This window comes from Streptomyces sp. NPDC048659 (assembly GCF_040650575.1).
In the GTDB taxonomy this organism is placed as follows: Bacteria; Actinomycetota; Actinomycetes; order Streptomycetales; family Streptomycetaceae; genus Streptomyces.
In genome coordinates, this window is record NZ_JBEZHM010000015.1 from 122,712 (window position 1) to 147,422 (window position 24,711).

Sequence of the window (24,711 nt, forward strand, 5' to 3'; positions counted from 1 at the left end):
TCTCAGGTATCTCGCTCACGCGACCGTCCCCTCCAGCTCACCGCACCGGACCGGCCATGAGCGCAGTATTCAGCACCATGGCCCCCGTCGGCACGACGTTCACGATCACAGGGTGGTCTCGGTCGTCTCCGGCCGGGGCCCGCTGATCGTCGTCCCACCCTCTTTACTCACCAGGCAAGGCCAGCTCGAACCACACGGTTTTCCCCGTGGTGTCCGCGCGGGTCCCCCAGCGACGTGCGGAACAGGCCACGAGCTGAAGTCCGCGCCCCCCTTCGTCCTCGGGTCCGGCGGGGCGTTCGGTGGGTTCATCCGGAAGCGGATCGGAGACCTCCACGCGCAGCGCGGGGCCGTGCCCGGGGCCGTTCCCGTCCCGTCCGAGGCGCACCAGGCGAACCCCGATGGGCCCGGAGGCGTACCGCAGGGAGTTGGTCACCAGCTCGCTGACCAGCAGGATCGTCACGTCCCCGACCGCGGGGTCGAGCCGCCAGGTCCGGAGGGTGTCCCGTACCGCGTGCCGGGCGGTGCGCACGGCGTCGGCCTCCGCCGGGAAGTGCCACTCGGCGCAGTCGCCTTCGGTGTCGATCACGAGGCCCACGTCCTATTTCGGGGGGTTAATCAGCACATACCCGATATTTGGAGTGGGATATCGCGCGGGGCGGGCGTGCGGGCGCACGGTGGCACGAACGGCGTAGGACTCAGCCGCGCACGCCCTCCGGCGGCGGGGCGGCCGGCAGCAGCCGGGCGGCCTCGGCGACGGCGGGCCGGTCCTGGTCGAGCCAGTCCACGGAGTCCAGCTCGTGGCGGGCCAGCCAGCGCAGTTCGTCGTGGTCCTCCAGCGGGCGCGGCGCCCCGGAGAGCAGCCGGGCGGTCCACACCCGCAGCACATAGCCGGGCTTGAGGGGCCATTCGCCGGGGATGCGCGGGCCGGGCTCGGTCTCGACACCGAGCTCCTCGCGGAGCTCCCTGACCAGGGCCGCCTCGGGGCTCTCGCCGGGCTCGACCTTGCCGCCGGGCAGCTCCCAGCGGCCGGCCAGCTCGGCGGGGGCGCTGCGGCGGGCGGCGAGCAGCCGCCCCTGGTCGACGAGCGCCCCGGCGACCACCACGACGACGGGGTCAGGGGCGGGGGCGGCGGGGCGGGCGGCGCGATCGGTCATGGGCCGGAGCGTAACCCGGGCGTCCCGTCGGGGCCGGTCCCGGTGGCGCCGGTCCCGGTCCGGCTCAGAGCGCGGGCGAGCCGATCCGCTCGACCCAGTAGAGCTGCTTGTGACCGCGGGAGTCGAGGCCGTCGGCGACCTTCCTGGCCTCGGCCTCGGTCGCGTACCGCCCGACGCGGTAGCGGTTGCCGTTGTCGTCCTGCCGTATGACCAGCCAGGGAAGGACGGGGCCGCTTTCGCTCATCGGACTTTTCCCTCCGCCGGGCCGGACGTGTCTGACGATCTCCAGGAAACCGCAATCCGCATATGCCGGAGCTTACGCCTGACCTTTACACAGCGGATACGTGTTTTCACGAAGAGATACGTATCTGGCCAGTAACCGGCGGAGGGAGGCCGGAGCTCACTCCCGGCGCGCGGCCTTCGGGACCGTCGGCACCGGCATCAGGACGGGCCCGGCGGCCTCCGGGTCCTTGCGGCAGAGGTCCCCGCACTCGGCGTCGAGGGAGCAGCACAGCGAGCAGACCGGCCCGGAGTGGGCGGGGCAGTCGGCGATGTCGGGCAGCTCGTACGCGGTCGCGCAGACCCGGCACTCGTGGGTGGCCGTCACGTCGGCGGGCTCGGCGCCCGGCCCGCAGACGGGGTTGGGCCGGGCCAGGTAGTAGCGGCCCTTCGTGGCCCAGGCGATGAGCGGGCAGAGCAGCAGCGCGAGCCCGGCGGCGATGAAGGTGGAGAACGCCTCGGCGTACGGGCCGAAGAGGCCGAAGAAGGCGAGGATCGAGACGACCGAGGCGACCGCCATGGCGCCGAAGCCCGCCGGGTTCACCGCGTACAGGTAGGCGCGCTTGAACTCGATGTACGGCGGGCTCCAGCCGGCCCGCTTGTTGATGACGAGGTCGGCGGCGACGGCGGCGATCCAGGCGATGCCGACGTTGGAGTAGAAGCCCAGCAGCTTGCCGAGCGCCGCGAACATGTTCATCTCCATCAGCGTCAGCGCGATGCCGAGGTTGAGGAAGATGTACCAGACCCGGCCGGGGTGCCGGTGGGTGATCCGGGAGAAGAAGTTCGACCAGGACAGCGAGCCGCTGTAGGCGTTGGTGACGTTGATCTTGATCTGGGAGACGATCACGAAGAGGGCCGCGGCGGGCAGCGCGAAGGAGCCGAGCCAGGGCTTCAGCGCCTCGATCTGCGGGGCGATCGGCTCCAGGGCGTGGGTCTTGCCGACCGCCTCCAGGGCGACGAAGGCGAGGAAGGCGCCGCCGAGCTGCTTGGCGGCGCCGATGACGACCCAGCCGGGTCCGGCGGCGAGCACCGCCAGGTTCCACCGCCGCTTGTTCGCCTCGGTCCGCGCGGGCATGAAGCGCAGGTAGTCGGCCTGCTCGCCGATCTGCGCGATGAGCGAGAGGGCGACGCCGGTGCCGAGCCCGAAGCCGATCCAGGAGAAGCCGGAGCCGGCCCCCTCGGTGCCGCCGAAGGAGGCGAAGGCGCCCCAGGAGTCCGGCGCCTCGAAGGCGAGCACCAGGAAGGGCAGCACCAGGCCGATCAGCCACACGGGCTGGGTCCACGCCTGCACCTTGGCGAGCGCGCCCATGCCCCGGAAGACGATCGGGATGACGATCAGGGTGGTGACCAGATAGCCGAGCTCGACGGGCAGCCCGAGGGCCTGGTGCATGGCCTGGGCCATGATCGAGCCTTCGAGCGCGAAGAAGATGAAGGTGAAGGAGGCGTAGATGAGCGAGGTGAGGGTGGAGCCGAAGTAGCCGAAGCCGGCGCCCCGGGTGATCAGGTCCATGTCCAGGCCGTAGCGCGCGCAGGCGCGGGCGATCGGGATGCCGGTGAGGAAGATGATCACGGCGGCGGTGAGGATCGAGGCGAGCCCGCTGGTGAAGCCGTAGGTGAAGACGATCGAGGCGCCGATGGCGAAGTCGGCGAGGTAGGCGATGCCGCCGAGCGCGGTGCCCGCGACCGTCCCCGGCGACCAGCGCCGGAAGGAGTACGGGGCGTAGCGCAGCGAGTAGTCCTCGCGGCTCTCGTCGGCGGCGAGCGCCGCGTAGCGGCGGCGGGGCGGCGGGGCGGGCGCCTCGGTGCCCGGCGGGGTGACCGTGTCCGTCATGGGGTGCAGCTCCTGTCGTCCGACCGGTTCGCGGGTACGGACGAGGAAGGTAGGAGCGGGGCGTGACGATCCGTCGCGACGCGCCGTTGCCCCGCGGTTACGGGAGCGGACACTCCGTCAACTCGGCGTGAACACCCCCGGACACCCGGCACCGCTCAGCGCCCACTCCCCTCGCGGCGGCCCGCATCGCTCGCCGCCCACGCCTCTCGCGGCGGCCCGCCCGCCCGGCGCTCGCACCCCCGGCGGCGGCCCGCACCTCCCGTCGCCCGCACCCCCGGCGGCGGCCCGCCCGCTCAGCGCACCGGCAGGTGGTACGCCACCCGGTAGCGGTCGGCGGGGACGACGACGTCCGCCGTCTCGACCGCGCGCCCCGAGGCGTAGTACGTCCGCTCGACCACCATCACCACATGGCCGGGGACCCCGCCGAGGGTCAGCAGCTCCTCGGCGAGACCGGGGCGGGCGCCGACCTCCTCCACCACGTTGTCCACGACCACGTCGATCGCGGCCATCCGCTCGACGACCCCGCAGCCGCCCAGCGGCCCCTCCTCGGGCAGCATCACCGGCGTGCGGCCGGTGACGGAGAGCGGCTCCCAGGAGGTGGAGAGCATCATCGGCTCGCCCGCGTCGCGGAACACGTACCGCGTGCGCATCACCCGCTCCCCCGGCTCGATGCCGAGCCGGGCGGCGATCTCCGGGTCGGCCGGCTCCTGCTCGCTGTTGGACTCCCAGGTGCCCCGGGCGCCCTCGGCCGCCTGCTCCTGCCGGAAGGGGGTGGCGCCGGAGGCGGGGCGGTAGCCGGAGCGGGCGATGGGGCGGGGCACCGGCCGCTCGCGCACATAGGTCCCCGAGCCCGAGCGCCCCTCGACCAGACCCTCCGCCATGAGGACCTTGCGCGCCTCCAGTGCGACGGTGTCCGACACCCCGTACTCCTCGCGGATCCGCGCCTGGGAGGGGAGCCGGGTGTGCGGGGGAAGCGAGCCGTTGGCGATCTTCTCCCGGAGATCGCTCGCCACACGCAGATAGGCCGGCTGCTCACCGAACGTCACTGGACACTCCCCTCAGGTTGACTGACAGCTACAGACTGACAACCGAGGGTGCGCGACCGCAAGCATGGGCCAGGGTTTCACCCGATGTGATGACATGCCTTTACGCAGGCGCTTACCGCAGGTATAGCCACCGAACTCCCGTCGGAATCCTTGACGTTGATGGTCCAGACCAATACGTTCCGGCACATGCGTCGCATCAACCTTTCCCGGCTGTCCGTCGCCACCGTCGCGGCCGCCTCCTTCGGCCTGCTCGCCGCCCTCACCCCCGCTGCGGGCGCGGCACCCACCCACGACAAGCCCGCCGCGCCCGCGTACAAGCGCGTGGGCTACTTCACCCAATGGGGCGTCTACGGACGGAACTTCCAGGTCAAGGACCTGGAGACGAGCGGCACCGCCGCCAAGCTCAGCCACATCAACTACGCCTTCGGCAACGTCAGCGCCGAGGGCAAGTGCTTCACCGGGAACGTCCCCGGCGAGGCCGATCCCTGGGCCGACTACGTACGCCCGATCGACGCCGCGGGCTCCGTCGACGGCGTCGCCGACACCGCCGACCAGCCGCTGGCCGGCAACTTCAACCAGCTGCGCGAGCTCAAGGCCGCGCACCCCGGACTCAAGGTCATGATCTCGCTGGGCGGCTGGAGCTGGTCCACCCACTTCTCCGACGCGGCCCGCACCCCCGCCTCCCGCAAGGCCCTCGTCGCCTCCTGCATCGACCTCTACATCAAGGGCAACCTGCCCGTCGACGGCGCGCGCGGCGGCGCGGGAGCCGCCGCGGGCGTCTTCGACGGCATCGACATCGACTGGGAGTGGCCCGGCTCCGCGGGCGACACCGACACGGTCTTCCGCCCGGAGGACAAGCAGAACTTCACCGCCCTCGTACGGGAGTTCCGCACCCAGCTCGACGCGTACGCGAAGACCGAGCGCAAGCGGAAGCACTACGAGCTGTCGGCCTTCGTGCCCACCGCGCCCGCCAAGATCGACGCGGGCTTCGAGGTCCGGAAGATCATGCGCGACCTCGACTTCGTCAACCTCCAGGGCTACGACTTCCACGGCACCTGGGAGTCGGTCACCGCCCAGCAGTCCGCGCTCTTCGCGCCCAAGGGCGACTTCAGCGTCGACCAGACCGTGAACGACTGGCTGCGGCGCGGCGCGCCCGCCCGCAAGCTCGTGGTCGGGATGCCGTTCTACGGGCAGGGCTGGACCGGCGTCACCGGCGGCGGCACCGGCCTCGGCAAGCCCGCGACCGGCCCGGCGGCCGGCACCTGGGGAGCCGGCTCGGAGGACTACAAGGCCCTCAAGAAGCTGGCGCAGAGCGGCGCGACCACCGTCCACCGCGACCTGCGCAACGGCCACGCCTGGCTCTTCGACGGCACCACCTTCTGGACCTACGACGACCCGCGCGTGCTGAAGACCAAGTCGGCGTACGTCCGGGCCAAGGGCCTCGGCGGCGCGATGTTCTGGTCGCTGGACGGGGACACCCCGGACGGCGAGCTGATCACCGCCGTGAACGGCGTGCTCGGCGGCCGCCGCTGACCCGGCGCCGGACATGAGAGGGGCCCGGTCCTTGGGGGGACCGGGCCCTTTCGGCCGTGGCGGGCCGGTCAGCCGTGGGCCGGCGGCCCTGGCGGGCCGGTCAGACCTTCTCGTTGCCGTGGGTGCTGGAGTCCGCGAGGCCGAGCGCCCGGCGGGCCGGGGCCTCGATCTTCGGGGCGAGAGTGTCGAACGCCTGGTCGTACTCCGCCCAGAACGTCTCCTCGTCCTTCGCGCCCGCGACCTTGCGCCAGGACTTCGCGGCCGTGTCGAGCTTCTTCGAGAGCTCGGCGACCGGCCCGGCGGCGTTGGCGGGCCAGCCGCGCGTGCGCAGCCCCTGGCTCTCCGCCGTGACGGTCGAGAACACCTCCTGGGCCCACGCCCGGTTGGCGGCAAGGTCCACGTCGGCGTCTTCCTCGGGCTCCTTCATCAGGGCCGTGTCGATCGCGTTGACGGCCAGCAGGAAGGCGTGCTGGTCGGCGGTGAGGGTCAGCCCGTCCCGGCGCAGGGAGCCGGCGAACGGCTGCTTGTCGGTGCCGTAGGTGCAGGTCACCGTACGGTCGCCGCCCCGCCAGGAGATGCTGGTGGGCAGGTAGTAGTAGGTCCAGACGTCGTCGGGGACGGCCCACTTGTCCAGCGTGTAGGCGTCGTTGATGTCCTGGCAGCGTCCCTCGGCGAGGCTGTCGAGGGCCTTCTCGCCCGGCCACTTGTCGTAGCCGGTGATCTTGAAGTTCCCGGTGACCTCGCCCTCGTGGGGCTTGGCGCAGTCGACGATCCGGACGTCCGAGGTGTACGACTCCATCGAGCCGGGCACGTCGAAGCACTCGCCCTTGCGCAGCGAGAACGCGGACTTCGACGAGGCGGCCTTGTCGGCCCCCTCCCGTACGCCGTCCCAGAACACGGTGAAGCTCCCGGTCACGAAGCCGAGCACGATGAGCAGGCAGCTCACCGTGGACAGGGCTATGCCCGCGATGGCGAAGCCCTTGCCAGTCTGGCCCTTCTTCCTGATCTGCGGCAGCGCGACCAGGCCGAGGACCAGCCCGAGGGGCGGCAGGCAGCAGACGATCCCGGTCACGAAGGAGGCGACGGCCAGCCCGTTGGTCCCGGGCCGGGGCGGCGCGCCGTAGGGGCCGGGGGCGCCGGGACCGTAGGGGCCGTACGGACCGGGCGCGCCGGGCATCCCGGGCACGCCGGGCGGCCCGTAGGGGCCCGGGGCGCCGGGGTACGGGCCGGGGGCACCGTACGGGCCCGGCGGCACCGCCCCGGCGGGCGCCCCGAACGGAGCGGCGGGCGGCGCGGGCACGGGAGCGGGGACCGGCGCGGGCGCGGCGGGAGCGGGCGCGGGCTCGACGGCCGGAGCCGACTCGGGCGCGGCAGCCACGGGAGCAACCGGCTCGGCGGGCACAGGCTCAGCGGCCTCCGCGGCCACCGGCTCGGCCGCGGCGGGAGCCTTCTCAAGCCCCACCTTGGGCTGCTCGTCGGCGGGTGGTGTCGGGGTTCCCGGGGCCGGAGAATCCTGGGGCGGCTGGGACGGGTCCACGAGTACGGGGCTCCTCGGGGCGGGCGGATCGGCGATCGAACGGGCGCGCGCATCGTACGTGGTCCGTGGCCCTTACCGGTATCCGGTATCGGCCCCGGACCGCGCCGAGGGGGTGGCCGCCGGCTCCGGCGACCACCCCCTCCCCCGTCACACGGGCCCGCGCGGCGCGCTCAGGCCCTCGCCGTCCCGCCGAGCGTCAGAACTGCAGCGCCCAGGAGTCGATCTTGCCGGTGTCGGCCGCGGCGTTGTCCGTGACCCGCAGCTTCCAGGTGCCGTTCGCGACCTCGGAGGAGGCGTTCACGGTGTAGGTGGTGTTGATGTTGTCCGTGCTGCCGCCGGTGCCGAACGCCTTCAGGGTGTAGGCCGAGCCGTCGGGGGCGATCAGCTGGACCTGGAGGTCGCCGATGTAGGTGTGCGCGATGTTCACCGGGACCTGGAGGGCGGCCGGGGCGTTGCCCGTGACGCCGGTGACGGTGACCGGGGACTCGACGGTCGCGTTGTCGTTGATCGCGTAGTCCGTGGTGTTCTCGAACTTCTTGCCGGGCGGCGGGGTGGTGCCGCCGCCGCCGACGAAGAGCAGCCGGTTCGGGGAGCCGGTGCCGGGGCTGGTGACGACGTTCGGGGTCGCCGCGTTCACCAGGGCCGTGGCGACCTGCGCCGGGGTGGCCGTCGGGTTGTCGGCCAGCCACAGGGCGGCGGCGCCGACGACGTGCGGGGTCGCCATCGACGTACCGGAGATGGTGTTGGTCGCCGAGTCGCTGCTGTTCCAGGACGAGGTGATGGACGAGCCGGGGGCGAACAGGTCGAGGCCCGCGCCGAAGTTGGAGTAGCTGGCCTTGGCGTCGGTCGACGTCGTCGCGCCGACCGTGATCGCCTCGGCGACCCGGGCGGGCGAGTGGTTGGCCGCGTTGTCGGTCTCGTTGCCCGCGGCCACGCCGTAGGTGACGCCGGAGGCGATGGAGCGGCGCACGGCGTCGTCGAGGACGGAGTCGACCCCGCCGCCGAGGCTCATGTTGGCGACGGCCGGCTTGACCGCGTTCGCCGTCACCCAGTCGATGCCCGCGACGACCTGCTCGGTGGTGCCGGAGCCGGAGTTGTCGAGGACGCGGACGCCGACGATCTTCGCCTTCTTGGCGACGCCGTACGCGTTGCCCGCGACGGTGCCGGCGACGTGGGTGCCGTGGCCGTGCCCGTCCTGCGCGGTGTTGTCGTTGTCGATGGCGTCGTAGCCGTAGGAGGCGCGCCCGCCGAAGTCGCCGTGGGTGATGCGGACGCCGGTGTCGATGATGTACGCCGTGACGCCCTGGCCCGCGCTGTCCGGGTAGGTGTAGCTCTGGTTCAGCGGGAGGGCCTTCTGGTCGATCCGGTCCAGGCCCCAGGACGGCGGGGAGGGCTGGGTGCCGTCGACGTGGAAGACGCGGTTCTGGCTGACCTTCTCGACGGCGGGGTCGGCGGCGAGCTTGCGCGCCTGCGCCTCGGAGAGCTCGACCGAGTAGCCGTTGAGGGCGGCGGTGTACGTCCGCTTGATCTTCGCGCCGAACTTCGTCGCGACCGCCCGGCCCCGCGCGGTCTCCGCCTGCGCGGCGGACTCGCGGAGGGTGACGATGTAGCTGTTGGCGACGGTGCCCTCGGCTCCGGCGTTCAGGATGACGCCTTCGGCGCCGGTCCCGGCGGCGGTGGCCGGGACGGCGGCGAGGGAGCCGAGCGCGAGGGCGGCGACGGCGACGGCGCTCGCGGCGGCCGGCCTGCGCCTGGAATCACGCATCACGGACATGTGAGGGGTCCTCCTCATTGGTGGTGCGCTGCTGTGTGGGGGTACGGCAGATCCACGACAGGTGCATGACAAAGGCCACAGGGATGCCCGGGCCGTTCGTCGTGTCGGGGTGCCGAGCGAAAGGCTCGCGGATTCACAGGAATCGCACAAGGGTGCCTGATACGACGTCACATACCCGCCACACCGCTGCCATGCTGGCGCCCATGACCGCCTACGTGTGCCCCCGCTGCCAGGTCCACGCCCCCGATTCCTCGCTCACCTGGTGCTGCCCGCGCTGCCGCGGTCCCTGGGACCTGGAGTTCACCGCGGCACCCGTGTCGCTCCCGTCCCTCGCGTCACGGGTGAATTCCCTGTGGCGGTACGAGGAGGCCCTGCCGCTCGCGACCGAACCGGCCCACGGCACCCAGGCACCCCATGTGACCCTCGGCGAGGGCCGCACCCCGCTGGTCCCCCTCGACGGCGCCGTCTCGGCCAAGCTCGACTTCCTCATGCCGACCCTGTCCTTCAAGGACCGCGGCGCCGTCATGCTCGCCGAACTCGCCCGCCGGCTCGGCCCCCGTACCGTGCTCGCCGACAGCAGCGGCAACGCGGGCACCGCGATCGCCGCCTACTGCGCCCGCGCCGGGCTCGACTGCGCCGTGTACGTCCCCGAGGCCACCTCCGCCAAGAAGCTGGAGCAGATCCGCGCCCACGGCGCCCGGACCGTAGTCGTCCCCGGCGACCGCGAGGCCACCGCGCGGGCCGCCCGCGCCGCGGCCGACGAGCCCGGCGTCTTCTACGCCTCGCACGTGTACAACCCGCACTTCCTGCACGGCACCAAGACCTACGTCTACGAGCTCTGGGAGGACCTCGGCGGCCGGCTCCCCGACACCCTCGTGCTGCCCGTCGGCAACGGGACCCTGCTGCTCGGCGCCGCCCTCGCCGTCGAGGAGCTGCTGGCCCACGAGCTCGTGGAGCGGCGCCCGGTGCTCGTCGCCGTCCAGGCCGAGGCGGTCGCCCCGCTGGCCGCCGCCTTCCGCGCGGGCGCCGCCGAGCCCGCGGCCCCCGCCCCGGTCCGCCCCACCCTCGCCGAGGGCATCGCCATCCCCGCGCCCCCGCGCGCCGCCCGGATCCTGCGCGCGGTACGCGCCTGTGGCGGCACCTTCCGCACCGTCACCGAGGAGCAGCTGCGGGCCGCCCAGCTCGACCTCGCCCGCCGGGGCCTGTACGTCGAACCGACCGGCGCCGCCTGCTGGGCGGCCGTCCGCGCCGCGCCCGAACGCCCCGGCACGACGGTGCTGCCGCTGTGCGGGGCGGGGGCGAAAACGGGACTGGCCGCCTGAGGGGGCAGGCGGCGCAGTCGGTCCGGAAAGGGCGGGATCCGGTCGGGATCAGAACTCGTCGGCGCCGTTGCGGAGCTCGTACGTCCAGTAGCCGGTCTTCGCGGCGGCCTCGTCGACGGCCAGGCCGCCCGCCGGGGCCTTGACGACGACGCTGCCCTCGGCCGGGTCGGAGCCCGCGAAGAGATTGACGTTGAAGCTGCTCACGACCTTGTTGTCCTCGTGCACGCCGCCGAGCGCGATCCGCACGTTGGCGTACGCGGGCGCGCCGGGCTGGAGCACCACCGGGGCGGCGGGCTTGCTCTTGGCGACGGCCGGGACGTCCTTGGCGGTCTGGATCGGGCCGAAGGCGATCAGCGGGTAGCCGTAGAGGCGGCAGGTCTTGCCCGAGGTGTTGGTCGCCGTGAGGGTGATGTGCTCGGTCGGCGTCTCGTCGGCCTTCGCCGCCGTGATCTTCACGTCGTTGTACGCGCAGGCGGGCGCGTTCGCCGAGGACTTGCCGGTCGAGGCGTTCTTGGCGGACCCGCCGGTCGAGGCGCCGGCCGTCGAGGCGCCCGCCGTCGAACCGCCCGCCGTGCCGCCGCCGGAGGTCCCGCCCGTCGAGGCGCCGCCCTTGGTCGAGGCGCCGGTGGTGGTCGCGTCCCCCGAGCCGCCCGTCGAGCCGCCCGCCTGGCCCTGGGCCGGCGCCGCGGCGCCCTCGTCGCGGCTGGTGCCGTCGCCGCCGCCGCAGGCGGTGAGGCCCAGCGAGAGGACGGCGACGGCGGTGACGGCCAGGACGGTGCTCTTGCGCTGCGTACGCATGATGGTGCTCCCCCGTAGGTAAAGAAGGTGGTTCGGTCCGCCGGCCTCCCCGTTCGATGCCGACACCACTTACTTTCCCCCTCCGCCCTGCCGTCCCGCTTGCGTACCGCTAACGCCCCGTTGCCGCCTCCTCCGCGAGCCCGCGCGCGGCGGCCGACACGTCCGCGAGCAGGGCGTCGATGTCGTCCTCGGTCGTCGTCGGGTTGAGGAACACCAGCTTCAGGTGCACCCGCGGGGTGCCGTCCGGTCCGGCGATCTTCGTGCGGGCCAGCAGCGCCTTCCCGTCCGTCATCAGCCGCCGCCGCACCGCCGCGTTCAGGGCGCTCTCGTCGGCCTCGGCGGTGCCGTCGCCGGACGCGCAGCGGAAGATGACCGTGCTCAGCAGCGGCTCGGCGAGCAGCTCCAGGCCCTCGGCGGCGGCGATCCGGCCCGCCGCGTACCGGGCCTGCGCGTGGCAGGCGTCCACCCAGTCGCCCATGCCCTCGCGGCCGACCGTGAGCAGGGTCGCGGCCATCTTGAGGGCGTCGGAGCGGCGGGTGGTCTGGAGCGAGGTGCCGAGCAGGGCGGTGAAGCCGAGGGCCTCGTCGTCGGAGGGGTTGAGGTAGACCGCCTGCTCGTCCAGGCACTCCATGTGCCGCCGCTCGCGCACCACGACCACGCTCGACGAGGCGGGCACCCACCCGAACTTGTGCAGGTCGAAGGCGACCGAGTCGGCCCGGTCGAGGCCGGTCAGCAGCGGGGCCAGCGTCCGCGAGAACAGCGCGCCGATGCCGTACGCGGCGTCCACGTGCAGCCAGATGCCGAACTCGGCGGCCAGGTACGCCAGTTCGGGCAGCGGGTCGAAGGAGCCGTGGTCGGTGGTGCCGGCCGTGGCGACGAGGGCGACGGGCACCTCGTCGGGCGCGAAGCCCTCGACGATCCGGCGGGCCTCGGCGGCGAGCATCCGGCCCCGGTCGTCCACCGGCACCTTCACCACGGCGGACCGGCCGAGGCCGAGGAACCCGGCGGCGCGGGCGACCGAGAAGTGGGCGGCGGCGGAGCACAGGATCCGGGGCCGGACCGTGCGGCCCGCGAGCCCGGCCGCCGACACCCCGCCCGCCTCGCCCGCCTCGCCGGAGTCCTTCAGGGCCCGGTCGCGGGCGAACAGCAGCCCCATCAGGTTCGAGATCGAGCCGCCCGGCGTCAGGGTGCCGCCCGCCCCGGCGCCGAAGCCGACCCAGGAGGCCATCTCGGCGATCAGCCGCCGCTCCAGCTCCAGCGCGAACGGCCCGCTCTCCCAGGCGTGCAGCGACTGGTTGAGCGCGGCGGCGAGCAGCTCGGCGGCGGCGGACGCGGCCGTCGGGGCGCACTGCATCCGGGCCACGGCCGAGGGGTGGGTGAGGTCGACGGACCAGCGGGCGTACGCCTCGAACAGCTCCGTCACCTTCCCGGCGGCGGGCTCCTCGGCGAGGAAGCGCCCGTCGCCCAGCAGCTCGGCCACCGCGGCCACCGCCGCCTCCGGTCCGCCCGCCGCGACGGGTCCGCCGCGCTTGAGGGCGGCGTCCCCGAGCGCGCCGAGCGCCCCGTCCAGGAGGGCCCGAAGCTGCTCCAGGCCCTCGGGTCGGCCCGCGAGCGCTGCCTTGCTGCCGGTGGAGATCATGACTTGTCGCTTCCTTCGGTGAGGACGGGAGGGGAGGCCGGTACGGGGGCGGGGCGGGCGCCGGGGTCGGAGTCGGGTACGGGTACGGCTCCGGGGCCGCGCCCGGGTCCGGCTCCGGGATCGCGCCCGGGCTCGGCTCCGGCTCCGGCTCCGGCTCCGGCCCCGCGCCCGGCCCCGCGTACGGGCTCCGGATCACGCCCCGTCCCGGGATCCGCCTTGCGGGAGCCGCGGATGACGCCGATCGAGGCGACGACCACCGCCACCAGACCGGCGGCCTGGGCGAGCGAGAGCGTCTCGCTCAGCACGAGCAGGGCGACCAGCGCGCCGATCGCCGGCTCCAGGCTGAGCAGCACGCCGAAGACGGTGGCGGACACCCGGCGCAGGGTCTCCATCTCGCAGGTGTACGGGACGAGCGAGGACAGCATCGCGACGCCGAAGCCGAAGGCCAGCACCTCGGGCCGGGCCAGCGTCCCGGCCCCCTCGGCGAGCCCGGCGGGCAGCGAGCAGAGCGTGCCGAAGGCCATGGCGAGCGCGAGCCCGCCGCCGCCCGGCAGCACCGCGCCGACCCGCTTCGACAGCGGCACGTAGGAGCCCCAGAAGACGGCGCAGGCCAGCGCGATCAGCAGCCCGGTGAGCCCGGCCGCGCCGCCCTGCCAGCCGAGCAGCGCGATGCCGAGGGCGGCGAGCACGATCCACAGCCGGTCGGCGGCGCGCCGCGAGGCGAGGCCCGCGACGGCCAGCGGTCCGGCCATGCCGACGGTCAGCGCCACGCCGACCGGCATCCGGGCCATGGCCAGGTAGAAGCAGATGTTCATGCCCGCGATGGCCACGCCGAGCGCCGCCACCGAACCGGCCGTGCGCCGGTCCAGGCGCAGCGAGGGCCGCCACCACAGCAGCAGCACGAGGGCCGAGAAGCCGAGCCGCATCAGGGTGATGGTCGCCGGTCCCACGGTGCCGAACAGCTGCTTGGCGAAGGCCGCGCCGAGCTGGGTGCTGACCATGCCGACGAACATGAGCGCGGGCGCCGGGACCACGCCGAGGCCGAGGCCCCGACGGGCCCGCCCCGCCACCGCCACCGCGCCCGTACCCGTGCCCGTCGGCGCGCTCGTTCCGATGTCGACACTCATGGCGTCAGCAGCACCTTGCCGGTCGTGCCGCGCCCTTCGAGCAGCTCGTGCGCCCGCGCCGCCTCGGCCAGCGGCAGCCGGGCGCCCACCTCGGGACGGACGACACCTTGGGCGACGTAACGGAACAGCTCGGCCGCCGCCGACCGCAGCGAGGCCGCGTCCGGCACGTGGTCGGCGAGGGTCGGACGGGTCAGGTAGAGCGAGCCCGAGGTGCGCAGCAGCTCGATGTCGAAGGGCGGTACGGGGCCGCTGGACAGGCCGCAGACGACGAGGGTGCCGCGGCGGCGCAGCGCCTTCACGCTGGTCTCGAAGGTGGCGGCGCCGACCGAGTCGTAGACCGCGTGGGCGCCCTCGCCGCCGGTGAGTTCGCGGACGGCGGTGTCGAAGTCCTCGTAGGGCACGGCGTGGTGGGCGCCGGCCGCGAGGGCGGTCTCGCGCTTCTCCTTGGTGGAGGCGACGGCGACGACGGTGGCGCCCCGGTGCGCGGCGAGCTGGGTGAGCAGCCGGCCGAGGCCGCCCGCCGCGGCGAGGACGACGACGGTCTCGCCGGCGGCCACCGGGTGGCTGGTGTGGCTGAGGTAGTGCGCGGCCAGGCCCTGGAGCAGCACGGCCGCCGCGTCGTCGAGGCTGACGCTCTCCGGTACGGAGACCAGCTTGGCGGCGGGGACGGCGGTGGACTCGGCGTAGGCGCCGAGCTGGGTGGCGTAGGCGACCCGGTCGCCGACGGTGATCTCGTCGACACCCTCGCCGACGGAGGTCACGACGCCGGCCGCCTCCTGGCCCGGGACCAGCGGGTACGCGGCCGGGTAGGTGCCGTTGCGGTAGTAGACGTCGATGAAGTTGAGGCCGATGGCGGCGTTGCGGACGACGACCTGGCCGGGGAGGGCGGCCGGTTCGGGCAGCTCGGTGGGGACGAGGGCGGAGGGGGCACCGGCCTCGGTGACATGGACGGCTCGCATCGGATCAGTTCCTCGGTTCGGTGAGCACGGCGGCGGGGACGGGGGCGGGGGAAGAGACGGGGACGGGGGCGGCGGTGGGCCGCTCCTCCTCGCGGAACACGTGGCGGAAGTGGTTGATGTCGCCGGTCAGTCCGCGCATCAGCGCGTCCAGGGCCGGGTCCGGGCCGTCCACCGCGTGCAGCAGCTCGGTGTTGCGGGCCACGTGGGCGGCGGAGAAGGGCAGCGCGCCGGTGGACAGGTAGCGGATGGCGCCCGTGCGGTCGCGGCGCGGGATGAGGTCGGAGCGGGCGTAGCGGCTGGCGCTGAACGGGATGTCGAGGCGGCCCTCGGCGAAGGCCCCGACGACCGCCCCGATCAGGTCGGGGGCGGCCAGCAGCGGCTCGACCAGGTCGGCGACCTCGGCCAGGATCCACTCCAGCTCCCGGGCGACCTGGTCCTCGTCGACCCGGATGAAGTCGAGCAGCGGCGAGTTGGCGCGGTCGGCGAGCCGGAGCCCCTCCACGTTGGCGGTCGTGTCGGGGATCCCGTACGCCTCCTGGTGGGTCTTGGTGATCAGCTTGGAGGCGCCGCCGAGGCGGGCGACCAGGGCCCCGTAGAAGATCAGGTCCTCGGCGTTGCCCCGGTCGCGCGGGAAGACGCCCATGAACTCGTGGAGCACCGCGTGGACCGTGACGCCGTCCGGCAGGTAGCGCTCGGCGAGGACGGCGATGGCGCGCAGCGCCGCGACGTCCTGGGCGAGGTGGCCGCCCTGCGGATAGGCGACGGAGATGCAGCGGACACCGGCGCGGGCGGCCAGGACGGCCTCCAGGACGCTGATGGCGAGGCTGATCGACGGCGGCACGAGCACGGCGGTGAGCGTGCCGAACAGCTCGCGGTCGACGACCACCCCGTGCTCGGCGAGCTCGCCGCACCGCCGGTCCACGTCCTGCCAGGCGCCGAGGGAGTCGGCGAGCGGCACGGCCTTGGAGTAGGGCAGGTTGTACGAGATGCCGCCGCCCTCGAAGGAGGTGATGCCGGAGGCCACGGAGACGTCGAACAGGGTGCGGGCGTCCGGGGAGCCGTGCCGGATCTCCAGCGGGGCGGCGACCAGCTCGTTGAGCTCGCGCCCGCGCCGCCAGCCGTGCGCGACCATCGGGTAGCCGTTGAGGTCGGCGGGGCGCAGGTTGAGGGTGCGCAGGGCCTCCTCGAAGCGCAGCAGCCGGGTGTGCGAGTCGATGGTCAGGGTGAGGATGTCGGGCCTGGCCTCGGCCTCCAGGGTGGCGAGGAGCGCCTTCATCTCCTCGTGGCCGCCGACGCCGCAGCGCGGCTGGATGGCGACCCGGCCCTGGGCGCGGCACCGGTCGAGGACCTCGGCCGCGGTGGGCTTGCCGAGCGCGCGGATGTACGCGGCGGACTCGGCCGGCGTCGGCAGCGGGGCCGCCGCCAGGTCGGGGTGCGGGGCCGGGCCCCGGGCCGGGAGCGAGGTCAGGCTCATGAGGCGGCCCGCCCGGCGGCCACGGCGGTGCGCTCCCGCTCGGCGCGCAGCGCGTCGAGCAGGCCCGGCAGTTCGGAGGGGTCGGACAGGATGTGGTCGACCCCGGCCGCGTACAGCCGCTCGTGCGAGGAGCCGTCCTTGTGGCTGCCGACCGAGAGGTTGCCGCCGACGATGACGGGGCAGCCGATCCGGCCGGACTGCTTGGCCCGGTCGAGGCCGCGCAGGTCCTCGTGGACGTGCCCGTTGAGGCTGCCGATGACGACGGCCTCGGCCTCGGGGTGCCGGGCGCACGCCTCGGCGAACTCGTCGACGGGGGTGCAGGTGCCGAGGTTGACGACGTCGAAGCCGAGGCCGCGCAGCGAGTAGGCGATGAGGTGGTTGGCCACGGCGTGGCTGTCACTGGCGGCGACGCCGAGGATGACCGTACGAGCCGCTTGTTCCTGGGGGGAGGTGGTTCGCATCGATGGGTTCCTGAATCCGGAGTGGGCAGACGGTGGGGAGGCGGGGCGCTCGGCACTCGGTGCTGGGCGCGCGGCGCCGGGCCGGGGCCGCGAGGGCCCCGGGCGGGCGCTCGGCGGCGGCTCAGTCGTCGAAGGCGGCGAACAGCTCGCGCTTGCTGACGGACTTGAGGCGCTTCACGTCGAACTCCTCCGCGTCGGCGGCGGACAGCGAGTCGAAGACGTAGCTGATCGCGGGGACCAGGCCCCACACCTCGTGGTACGGCGGCCGGTTGGGGTCGCCGGCCGCGAGGGCCTCCTCGGCGTCCCGCTGCCGGGCGAAGATGTAGTTCGACCAGTCGTCGCTGCGCGGGTGGCGGTGGTGGTAGTCGTGGACGACGGTGTCGCCGGTGAGCACCAGGTAGCGGGCCGGGGCGTGCACGAACAGCGTCCGCAGCGTCCAGCGGGCCCAGCCGAGGGCGCGCCGGACGGCGGGCAGCTCGGGCGAGGGGGCCGCGTCGCCGATGAAGATCGCGTTGGTCAGCGAGGTGAAGTAGGCGCGGCTGCGGCGGTCCTCGACGCCCTTGACCGGGAAGGTGTGCTTCACGCACAGGCGCAGGGTGTTGCTGATCTGGAAGAGCGGGACGAGCGGCACGAACCAGACGACGAGCAGCGCCTGCCAGGTGCCGGTCAGGACGGTGGCGGCGACGGCGGTGCCGTACAGGGCGAGCGCGGTGACCTTCTCGCTGCGGGCCGACTCCTTGGAGAAGGACAGGATCCGGGAGACCGAGAAGGCGAAGTGGAAGCGCGGCGAGACCAGCTTGAGCAGCAGCCGGCGCCACATCTGCCGCCGGGTCATGCCCGGGTGCATGTCGAGGCTGACCAGGAACGCCTGCACCGTGGGGTCCTGGAGGGTCATGTGGCCCAAGGCGTGGTGGTCGGCGACGTGCTCACGGCTGTAGCGGGCGAAGTTCTGGATGACGAGCAGGCTCGATATCGCGTGGCCGATGGCCTTGTCGGGCTTTCGGCTGCGGTACATGTTCCGGTGCGAGCACTGGTGGTAGACCATCATCCGGAGGTTGCGCATCCCGTGCAGGGTCATCGCCCAGCCGGGAAGAAGCAGCAGCAGCGCGAGGCCGCCGAGCGCGTATCCGGTGACGCTGACGCCGAGGCCGACGAGGAGCGAGGCCGTCGCGGTCGCCAGGTGGAAGGTGGGCGTCCAGCGGAGGGAGCGCTGGCCGGGCAGGGCGCGGCCGGTGAAGACCGTCAGCGGGTACTGGAGGAAGCCGGGCAGCACGGCCATGCTCTGGCGCGGCTCGACGGCGGCGGGCGCCTGCGGCCGGGGCTGTGGCCGCACGGACCCCGCCCGCTCCTGGGCCGGGGGCCCGGCCGGGGCGGCGCGGCGGGCGGCGGGGGCTTCCGGGTTGATCACGGACATGAGGACTCCTGGAGACTCGATGTGTGGGGTGACCGGGTGCGGCCGGCGGACGGGCCTTTCGCGCTGACGGGAGGGCGGGAAGAGAGGAGGAGGGGCCGGAGGGGAGGAGGGCCGGAGGGGGTCCGGTGCTACTGGTCGACGACGCGGACGGTCGCGGCGGCCAGGAGGCGGCACTGGCAGGCGAGACGGTGGTTGCCGTCGGCCCAGCCCAGGTCCTCCAGGAAGTCGGCCTCCTCGGGGTCGCGCTCGCCGAGGGCCTCGGCGCCGTCGATGACCTCGACGACACAGGCGCCGCAGGCACCGGAACGGCAGCCGAACGGGATCAGCGGCTCGGACGTCTCGTACTCGATGTCCGTCAGGGGCGAGCCCTGCGCCAGGGCCACCTCGACGCCGTCCGGCATGAGTGTGAGCGTGTGCTTCATCGCTTCCAGGTCCCCTCTGTACGGGTGGGAGTGGTGGGTGCGCGCCGGGACCGGGCTCAGACGAGCACGGCGAGCGGCGCGGGTACGGGTACGGGTACGGCGGCGGGCACGGCGCCGGGAGCGGGTACGGCGGCGAGAGCGGGTACGGCGCCGGGCTCGGGTACGGCGGCAGGAGCGGCGACGGCACCGGGCTCGGAATCAGGCACAGGAGCGGGAGCGGGAGCCGCCGGCACCGTGTCGGAGGAGTGCTCCGGCGCCAGCCGCTCCCCCGGCCGCAGGGCGACCGCCGCGTGGTTGACCGCGGTGCCCGCCTCGCCGAAGCCGACGGAGATCAGCGGCACCCGGCCCGGGTAGACGCAGCCGTCGCCGACCGCGTACACCCCCGGCAGGCTGGTCCGCATGGACTGGTCCACCCGGATCCGGCGGTGCTCCAGCTCCAGGCCCCAGTCGCCGACCGGGCCGAGCCCGGAGGAGAAGCCGAGCGCCGCGACCAGCGCGCCGGCGGGCAGTTCCAGGGTCCGGTCGCCCGCGCGGACCTCGACCCGTTCGAGCCGGCCGTCGCCGTGGCAGGCCACGACCTGCGCGTCGGTGAGGATCCGCACCGAGGAGGCGCGGAGCTGCCGGACGCTGTAGTCGTGGGCCCGGAAGGCGGCCCGCCGGTGGACCAGGGTCACGCTGCGGGCGATCGGCTCCAGCGCGAGCGCCCAGTCGACGGCGCTGTCGCCGCCGCCGACGACCACCACGTCCCGCCCGGCGTGGTCGCCGAGCCGGGGCACGTGGTAGGCGACGCCCCTGCCCTCGTACGGGATCGAGCAGGGCAGCTTGCGCGGGACGAAGCGGCCGAGCCCGGCGGCGACCACGACGGCGCCCGCGTGGATCCGGGTGCCGTCGTCGGCGCCGAGCGTCCAGCCCTCCCCGCGCGGGGTGAGGCTGACGGCCGTGCGGCCGAGGAGGTACGTGGTGCCGAAGGGCGCGGCCTGCGCGAGCAGGTTGTCGATGAGCTGCCGGCCCTTGATGCCGGGGTGTCCGGCCACGTCGTACAGCAGCTTCTCGGGGTACATCGCGGAGACCTGGCCGCCCGGCTCGTCGAGGGCGTCGATCACCGCGACGGACAGGCCGCGGAAGCCGGCGTAGTAGGCGCCGTAGAGCCCGGCGGGCCCGGCGCCGACGATCGCGACATCCACCGTGGTCCCGGCGACTTCGTTCACGGACTTCCCCGTTTCTCTGCGATGCGCCAAGCGAACGCCCGATGGGCACGCGCCCCGGAGGACGGATCGCCCCCCGACCCGATGAACCATACAGAACGTTCGCTTTGTTTTTCTAGGGGTTTTCGATGCCACCCCCACCTGACGAGCCCCCGGGACACCCCCCGGGGGCACCCATCAAGCACCCCTCACGCGGCCCCCAAGCGGGCCTCAAGCGACCCTCAGGCCCCGGCCGGCGACACCCCGGCCAGCGCCAGCCGCCAGATCCGCTCCATCCGCTCCGCGACGCTGCGCGTGACGCTGGAAGGCCCCTGTGCACCCGCTCTGACCTGGGATTCCGCCCCTGCGAGCAGATAGACCACCATGTCGGCGAGGGTCTGTCTCAGCTCCTCGACCCGGGGCGAGCGCCCACCCTCGTACGCCGCCACCAACTGGTCCCGCACGGCCGGCAGCCAGACCTCCGCCCACCGCCCCGCGCCCCCCGGACGCTCCCGGGCCAGCCGGACGGAGGAGCGCACGACCAGGTCCTCCTCCAGCAGCCCCACGAGCCCCACGGTCAGCCCGATGACACCCTCCAGGCCGGGCGCGCGCCCGTCGCACAGGCGCTCCACCAGGGCTTTCGTGATGGCGAGCCCCTCTTCCTCGACTGCGTCGGCGAGGGCCGACTTGGCGGGGAAGTGAAAGGTCAGGGCCCCCATCGAGACCGCCGCGAGCTCACTGATGTGCGCCAGCCGGGCGCCTTCGTAGCCGGCCTCGTCGAACTCGGCCGCCGCCGCCCGGACCAGCCGGCCGCGCGTCCGCACGGCCCTCACCTGTGTAGCCATCCGCCTGCTTCCCTTCTCTGCCTCCGATGCCCCCGCGTCTTCTGGTGCACAAAAAATAGCAAGCGTTCTGTATGTTTGTGGGCCCCGAACCGGCATTGACCCGAAAGCGGCCGGGGCGGAACGCGCGAAGGGGCGGCCGGGAAGACCCGGCCGCCCCCACGAGAGCCCGTCCTACCGCGCGGTGGACCCGCCGTCGACGGCCATGGCGCTGCCCGTGACGAAGGAGGAACGGTCGCTGCACAGCCACAGGGCGGCCTGCGCCACCTCGTCGGGCGACGACATACGGTGCTGGAGCGAGTCGGCCAGGAAGGTCTCCTCCAGGTCCGGGAAGGCGTCGAGGACGCCGTCCATCATCTCGGTCCTGGTCGCCCCCACCACGAGGGCGTTGACCCGGATGCCCTGCCGCGCGTAGTCCCAGGCCGCCGCCTTCGTCACCCCGATCACCGCGTGCTTGGCGGCGACGTACGCGGCCGACGCCCCGGTCGCCTTGAGCCCCGCCACGCTGGACGTGTTCACGATCGAACCGCCGGCCCCGGAGCCCAGCATCACCGGCAGCTGGTGCCGCATGCAGTTCCAGACGCCGCCCAGGTTGACGCCGACGGTCCGCTCGTACGTCGCCTCGTCCATCTCGTGCAGCGGCACGCCCGCCGTCGCGTACCCCGCGTTGTTGAACGCCGCGTGCAGCCCGCCGAAGCTCTCCACCGCCAGCGCGACGGCCCGTTCGACCGCCGCCGAGTCCGTCACGTCGGCCGCGGCGGCGACCGCGCGCCCGCCGGCCGCGCGGATCTCCTCGACCAGCGCGTCCAGCCGCTCCTTGCGCCGCGCGACCAGCACCACCGCCGCGCCCTCGGCCGCGAACAGCCGCCCGGCCGCCGCCCCGATGCCGCTCGAAGCCCCCGTGACCATGGCCACCTTGCCGTCAAGCAACCCCATAGAACTCACACTCCCCCTCTGTCCGTACCGCTGTCCGTACCGATTCCGTTCAACGCCCCGACCCGAGGGCCGCAGCCTCCGCGTCGACGGTCCGCAGCAGCTCCCCGTCGACCGCGTGCAGCGAGTCCACCACATGGCGCACCCCGGCCTCGGTCATCAACTGCCGCTGGAAACTGTGCTCGAAGGAGCTCGGGTGCCCGATGAACGGCATCCCGAGCCGCCCCGCCTCCTCCCCCACCCGGGCCACGTCGTCGATGACGAGCACCTGGTCGAAGGCCAGCCCGAAGTGGTCCGCGGCGATCTCCCGCAGCCCCGGCCTGACGTCGTTCGTGCAGATGTAGCCGGGCTCGTTGAAGAGCCCCGCGTACGCGCCGAGGAAGGCGTCGAAGTGCTCCTTGCCGAGCCCTCCGTAGCAGACGGTCGCGAGCCCGGCGGCCCGCAGCCGCTCCAGCAGCTCCACCGCCCCGTCGCTGATCCGCACCGGGTGCTCGGCGACGAACCGCGCCCGCTCCTCGAAGTACTCCTCCAGCGCCCGCTCCCCGGTCATGCCGCCGCCGATCGCCTCGGCCATCAGCCGCCCGGCGACGGCCCGCCGCTGGGAGAAGATGCTGCGCTCGACGTCGGCGGTGTACGTGACGCCACGGCTGACCAGGAAGTGGTGGATGACGGGGCTGAAGGTGTCCTCCAGCATGACCCCGTCGATGTTGACGGCGCAGAGGCGCAGATGGGCGAGCGGCTGAACCATGATGACGATTCCCCCCTGAGAAGCGAACGAACAACTAACGAACTGAAGAACGGCCGACCGACGCGACACGGCCGGCCGCCCGGCGGCCCGGCGGCCCGGAAAGAAGTCAACGCCCCCGGCAGCTGCGCGGCCCGGGAATCTTGCCGGCCCGGCGGGAGGGCCGGAGCGGCGTGGTGGTGACGACCGCGCGGAAGGCGGAGACCCCGTTCTGCTCCGCGTCCACGCGGACCCGCCCCGCGGCGCCGTCCTCCATGGCCGCCTGGATCCAGCAGCGGGCGTCGAACTCGACGTACTGCGTGAAGACGACGTCCATGGCGCTGGCGATCACCGGCCGGTCCCCCGCGGCGACGTGCGTGGCCTGCCGGGCGGCCTCCAGCAGCAGCATCCCGGGGGCGTGGTCGACCGGGTGGTCGAAGAGGAACGGGTGCGAGTGGTCCACGCGCAGCTCGGTGCGGAGCGGCGAGTCGGTGGGCGCGAGCACCACGTCGGCGAAGCGCGACCGGGCGACCCGGCCCGGCGGCATCGGCGGCGCCAGCGGTACGGAGCGCCGCACGGCCTCGTCGATGTCGGCGTAGGCGCCGCGCAGCCGCGGGTAGACGGCCGGCGACATGTCGGAGAAGGCGGTCTCGACCCACCCCAGCCGGGCGCCGTTCACGGTCATCTCGACGTCCATGCGCACGGAGACGAACCGCCCGGCCCGCCGGACCACGTCGGAGCAGCGGATGTCCAGCCCGACCTCGGCGGGGCCGCCGGTGGCGACCAGGGCGGCGGGGTCGATCTCGTACCGGAAGGCGCTCCAGGTCTGCCGGTGCCCGAAGGGCACGCCGTAGGCCGCGTGGCTGAGCAACGGTACGGTCTGGCGCACGGTCTCGGCGATCAGCAGCGGATCGTGGTGCCCGTTGACCGGCCCGTAGAAGGCGTGGTCGACGGGCCACCGGGCGGTGACCTCGAACCGGTCGGGCCCGACCGGGAACCAGCCGGTCAGCAGCACCTCGGACTCGACGGACTTGTGGACGAACTCTCTCGGTATGGAGCGGGCGAGCAGGTCGTGCAGGTCACTTGGTCTCTCGCTGGCGACGGTGACGGACATCTGGATTCCCCCTGAGAAGCATGGAAAAGAGCTGGTGCGAGTGACAGACGCTGTTCCAGAGTCGAAAATAAAGAATGCTCGTTTTGTTTTGAGCAAAGAAATAGTAAAGGAAGGCTCATTGGTTACCCAAGCGATTTCGGCCACGCCCGCTATTTCGGCACATGCCCCTCTTACCCGCCCAGATCCCCCACCCTCGTCCCGGGAGGTTGGCAGCACCAACGATCCTTGCGTAACATAAGAAATGTTCTGTTTGTTCTAGGAGGTACCGTGGCGCAGCAGCCGAAGCAGGAAAGGGCCATCCAGACCCGTAAGGAGATCCTGCGGGCCGCGGCGGTCGTCTTCGACAAGTCCGGCTTCGCCGGCGCGAGCATCAACCGCATCCTGGCCGAGGCCGACCTGACCGCAGGGGCTCTCTACTTCCATTTCAAATCGAAGGAAGACCTGGCCCGCGCGGTGATGAACGCCCAGCCGGACTCGATCGTCCCCTGGCTCACCTCGGAGGGCCTGCAGCGCCTGGTGGACATCACCCTGGTCTGGGCGCACCAGCTCCAGACGGACGTGGTGCTCCGCGCCGGCGTCCGCCTCACGAGCGAGCAGGGTTCGTTCGGCTTCCGCGACATCGCGCCGTACCAGGACTGGAGCCGCATCATGGCGGACTGCCTGCGCGTGGCGGCCGAGAAGGGCGAGCTCCTGTCGGGGATCGAGCCCGCGGAATTGGCCGAATTCGTCGTCGAGTCGTGTACGGGGATGCAGACGTACTCGGCGGTGGCGAGCGAGGACCGCGCGGACCTGGTGGACCGCGTGACCCGCATGTGGCGCCTCCTGATGCCCGGCATCGCGGTGCCGACGGTCATCGCCCGCACGGAGGTCAACCCGGCCAGGGCGAGGACGGCCCTGCGCGAGGCGGCATCGGCGGCGACGGCGACACAGCAGCGCATCACGCACTGACCGGCCGGCGAGGGCCCCAAGGGGCCCTCGCTCCCCCTCCCTCTCCACCCCCTAAACGCAGAAAAGCCCCGCACCATAAGGTGCGGGGCTTTCCCACAATGATTGTTCGGCGGCGTCCTACTCTCCCACAGGGTCCCCCCTGCAGTACCATCGGCGCTGAAAGGCTTAGCTTCCGGGTTCGGAATGTAACCGGGCG

Annotated in this window: 23 protein-coding genes and 1 rRNA gene; 3 read left to right on the forward strand and 21 right to left on the reverse strand. The window is 73.2% G+C overall.

Going from position 1 to position 24,711, the window contains the following annotated elements:
• Positions 1 to 163: 163 nt before the first annotated feature.
• The 5 genes from AB0C99_RS14615 to AB0C99_RS14635 form a co-directional block, all read right to left on the reverse strand.
• Complete coding sequence (locus AB0C99_RS14615) at positions 164 to 586, reverse strand: ATP-binding protein (protein WP_362474541.1); 423 nt, start codon at positions 584 to 586, stop codon at positions 164 to 166.
• Positions 587 to 695: 109 nt separating this feature from the next.
• The gene (locus tag AB0C99_RS14620) at positions 696 to 1,154 is read right to left on the reverse strand and encodes a (deoxy)nucleoside triphosphate pyrophosphohydrolase (RefSeq protein WP_362474544.1); all 459 of its coding nucleotides are present in this window, start codon (positions 1,152 to 1,154) and stop codon (positions 696 to 698) included.
• A gap of 64 nt (positions 1,155 to 1,218) precedes the next feature.
• Positions 1,219 to 1,398, reverse strand: coding sequence for an SPOR domain-containing protein (locus AB0C99_RS14625; RefSeq protein WP_362474546.1), 180 nt, complete (start codon positions 1,396 to 1,398; stop codon positions 1,219 to 1,221).
• Positions 1,399 to 1,554: 156 nt separating this feature from the next.
• Positions 1,555 to 3,264, reverse strand: coding sequence for a hypothetical protein (locus tag AB0C99_RS14630; protein WP_362474549.1), 1,710 nt, complete (start codon positions 3,262 to 3,264; stop codon positions 1,555 to 1,557).
• 293 nt (positions 3,265 to 3,557) lie between these two features.
• On the reverse strand, positions 3,558 to 4,310 hold the full coding sequence (locus tag AB0C99_RS14635) for a GntR family transcriptional regulator (RefSeq protein WP_362474552.1): 753 nt from the start codon (positions 4,308 to 4,310) through the stop codon (positions 3,558 to 3,560).
• A 186-nt stretch (positions 4,311 to 4,496) separates the two neighbouring features.
• On the opposite strand from AB0C99_RS14635, the gene AB0C99_RS14640 reads away from it, so the two are divergent.
• Positions 4,497 to 5,843 (forward strand): glycoside hydrolase family 18 protein, encoded by a 1,347-nt coding sequence (locus AB0C99_RS14640; protein WP_362474555.1) that lies wholly within the window; start codon positions 4,497 to 4,499, stop codon positions 5,841 to 5,843.
• A gap of 100 nt (positions 5,844 to 5,943) precedes the next feature.
• On the opposite strand, the gene AB0C99_RS14645 is transcribed toward AB0C99_RS14640, so the two are convergent.
• Both AB0C99_RS14645 and AB0C99_RS14650 read right to left on the reverse strand, forming a co-directional pair.
• Positions 5,944 to 7,380, reverse strand: a complete 1,437-nt coding sequence (locus AB0C99_RS14645; protein WP_362474558.1) for a DUF4190 domain-containing protein — start codon at positions 7,378 to 7,380, stop codon at positions 5,944 to 5,946.
• 196 nt (positions 7,381 to 7,576) lie between these two features.
• The gene (locus tag AB0C99_RS14650) at positions 7,577 to 9,154 is read right to left on the reverse strand and encodes a S8 family serine peptidase (RefSeq protein WP_362474561.1); all 1,578 of its coding nucleotides are present in this window, start codon (positions 9,152 to 9,154) and stop codon (positions 7,577 to 7,579) included.
• A 191-nt stretch (positions 9,155 to 9,345) separates the two neighbouring features.
• Here AB0C99_RS14650 and AB0C99_RS14655 point away from each other — a divergent pair, with 191 nt between their 5' ends.
• A complete protein-coding gene (locus tag AB0C99_RS14655; protein ID WP_362474564.1) occupies positions 9,346 to 10,476 on the forward strand; it encodes a pyridoxal-phosphate dependent enzyme in 1,131 nt (376 codons plus the stop codon).
• 48 nt (positions 10,477 to 10,524) lie between these two features.
• On the opposite strand, the gene AB0C99_RS14660 is transcribed toward AB0C99_RS14655, so the two are convergent.
• From AB0C99_RS14660 to AB0C99_RS14720, 13 genes are all read right to left on the reverse strand, one after another.
• On the reverse strand, positions 10,525 to 11,274 hold the full coding sequence (locus tag AB0C99_RS14660; protein ID WP_362474566.1) for a DUF4232 domain-containing protein: 750 nt from the start codon (positions 11,272 to 11,274) through the stop codon (positions 10,525 to 10,527).
• Positions 11,275 to 11,383: 109 nt separating this feature from the next.
• Positions 11,384 to 12,913: a pyridoxal-dependent decarboxylase gene (locus tag AB0C99_RS14665; protein WP_362474568.1), complete on the reverse strand. Its 1,530-nt coding sequence runs from the start codon at positions 12,911 to 12,913 to the stop codon at positions 11,384 to 11,386.
• Positions 12,910 to 14,040, reverse strand: a complete 1,131-nt coding sequence (locus AB0C99_RS14670; protein ID WP_362474570.1) for an EamA family transporter — start codon at positions 14,038 to 14,040, stop codon at positions 12,910 to 12,912. Before AB0C99_RS14670 ends, AB0C99_RS14665 begins: the two co-directional genes overlap by 4 nt.
• On the reverse strand, positions 14,037 to 14,999 hold the full coding sequence (locus AB0C99_RS14675; protein WP_362474573.1) for a quinone oxidoreductase: 963 nt from the start codon (positions 14,997 to 14,999) through the stop codon (positions 14,037 to 14,039). The genes AB0C99_RS14670 and AB0C99_RS14675 overlap by 4 nt, the downstream gene beginning before the upstream one ends.
• 4 nt (positions 15,000 to 15,003) lie before the next feature.
• Positions 15,004 to 16,473, reverse strand: a complete 1,470-nt coding sequence (locus tag AB0C99_RS14680; RefSeq protein ID WP_362474576.1) for a methylaspartate mutase — start codon at positions 16,471 to 16,473, stop codon at positions 15,004 to 15,006.
• Positions 16,470 to 16,934: a cobalamin-dependent protein gene (locus AB0C99_RS14685; protein ID WP_362474579.1), complete on the reverse strand. Its 465-nt coding sequence runs from the start codon at positions 16,932 to 16,934 to the stop codon at positions 16,470 to 16,472. The genes AB0C99_RS14680 and AB0C99_RS14685 overlap by 4 nt, the downstream gene beginning before the upstream one ends.
• 121 nt (positions 16,935 to 17,055) lie before the next feature.
• Positions 17,056 to 18,348 carry a fatty acid desaturase gene (locus AB0C99_RS14690; RefSeq protein WP_362474582.1) on the reverse strand — a complete coding sequence of 431 codons (1,293 nt, stop codon included), beginning with the start codon at positions 18,346 to 18,348 and terminating at the stop codon, positions 17,056 to 17,058.
• 128 nt (positions 18,349 to 18,476) lie between these two features.
• A complete protein-coding gene (locus AB0C99_RS14695; RefSeq protein WP_362474586.1) occupies positions 18,477 to 18,770 on the reverse strand; it encodes a 2Fe-2S iron-sulfur cluster-binding protein in 294 nt (97 codons plus the stop codon).
• Between the two features lie 56 nt (positions 18,771 to 18,826).
• Positions 18,827 to 19,978, reverse strand: coding sequence for an NAD(P)/FAD-dependent oxidoreductase (locus AB0C99_RS14700; protein WP_362474589.1), 1,152 nt, complete (start codon positions 19,976 to 19,978; stop codon positions 18,827 to 18,829).
• A gap of 218 nt (positions 19,979 to 20,196) precedes the next feature.
• Entirely contained in the window at positions 20,197 to 20,799 is a 603-nt protein-coding gene (locus AB0C99_RS14705; protein ID WP_362474592.1) for a TetR/AcrR family transcriptional regulator, read from the reverse strand.
• A gap of 171 nt (positions 20,800 to 20,970) precedes the next feature.
• Positions 20,971 to 21,732: a glucose 1-dehydrogenase gene (locus AB0C99_RS14710; protein WP_362474594.1), complete on the reverse strand. Its 762-nt coding sequence runs from the start codon at positions 21,730 to 21,732 to the stop codon at positions 20,971 to 20,973.
• 49 nt (positions 21,733 to 21,781) lie between these two features.
• Complete coding sequence (locus AB0C99_RS14715; protein WP_362474597.1) at positions 21,782 to 22,477, reverse strand: HAD family phosphatase; 696 nt, start codon at positions 22,475 to 22,477, stop codon at positions 21,782 to 21,784.
• A gap of 106 nt (positions 22,478 to 22,583) precedes the next feature.
• Positions 22,584 to 23,567, reverse strand: a complete 984-nt coding sequence (locus AB0C99_RS14720; protein WP_362474600.1) for a ScbA/BarX family gamma-butyrolactone biosynthesis protein — start codon at positions 23,565 to 23,567, stop codon at positions 22,584 to 22,586.
• Positions 23,568 to 23,834: 267 nt separating this feature from the next.
• Here AB0C99_RS14720 and AB0C99_RS14725 point away from each other — a divergent pair, with 267 nt between their 5' ends.
• Positions 23,835 to 24,515 (forward strand): ScbR family autoregulator-binding transcription factor, encoded by a 681-nt coding sequence (locus AB0C99_RS14725; RefSeq protein ID WP_362474603.1) that lies wholly within the window; start codon positions 23,835 to 23,837, stop codon positions 24,513 to 24,515.
• Positions 24,516 to 24,619: 104 nt separating this feature from the next.
• On the opposite strand, the gene rrf is transcribed toward AB0C99_RS14725, so the two are convergent.
• A 5S ribosomal RNA gene (gene rrf / locus AB0C99_RS14730) occupies positions 24,620 to 24,711 on the reverse strand; the annotation flags it as partial.